This window comes from Mycobacterium sp. ACS4054 (assembly GCF_001667275.1).
GTDB lineage: Bacteria > Actinomycetota > Actinomycetes > Mycobacteriales > Mycobacteriaceae > Mycobacterium.
Genome location: NZ_LZHV01000080.1, coordinates 1 through 612 on the forward strand (window position 1 = coordinate 1; position 612 = coordinate 612).

A 612-nucleotide genomic window follows, 5' to 3' on the forward strand; every position below is an offset into this window, starting at 1 on the left:
AGGTTGTCGGCGATTGATGTGCTCGAGGAGGGTGAGCGGGACCGGCTGGATGGGTGGGGTCATCGGGCGGTGTTGGGCCGGTCGGTGGTGGAGCACTCGGTTGCGGGGTTGTTCGCCGCGCAGGTGGCGCGGGTCCCGGCGGCGGTGGCGTTGGGCTGCGCGGGCCGGTCGTGGACCTACCGGCAACTCGATGAGGCCTCAAACCGGTTGGCGCACTTCCTGATCGATCACGGCGCCGGCCCGGGGCAGTGTGTGGCGCTGCTGGTGCCGCGGTCGGCCGAGGCGATCATCGCGATCCTGGCGGTACTCAAGACCGGGGCGGCCTACCTGCCCATCGACCCCGCGCTGCCCGACGAACGCATCGACTTTGTGCTGGGCGATGCCGCTCCGATCGCGGTGCTGACCACCAGCGAGTTACGCCAACGGCTGGGCGGGCGCGACTTCACCGTCGTGGACATCGCCGACCCCGCCATTGACACCCGCCCCGACACCGCGCTGCCCGATCCCGGGGCCGAGCAGGTGGCGCACATTATTTACACCTCGGGCACCACCGGGGTGCCCAAGGGGGTGGCGGTCACCCACCACAACATCACCCGCCTGTTCGACACCCTG

Annotated in this window: 1 protein-coding gene; it reads left to right on the forward strand. The window is 70.1% G+C overall.

Annotated features, from left to right (window positions below; genetic code table 11):
- A partial coding sequence (locus tag A5730_RS24000; RefSeq protein WP_156745914.1) for an AMP-binding protein occupies window positions 1-612 on the forward strand: 612 nt, incomplete at both ends.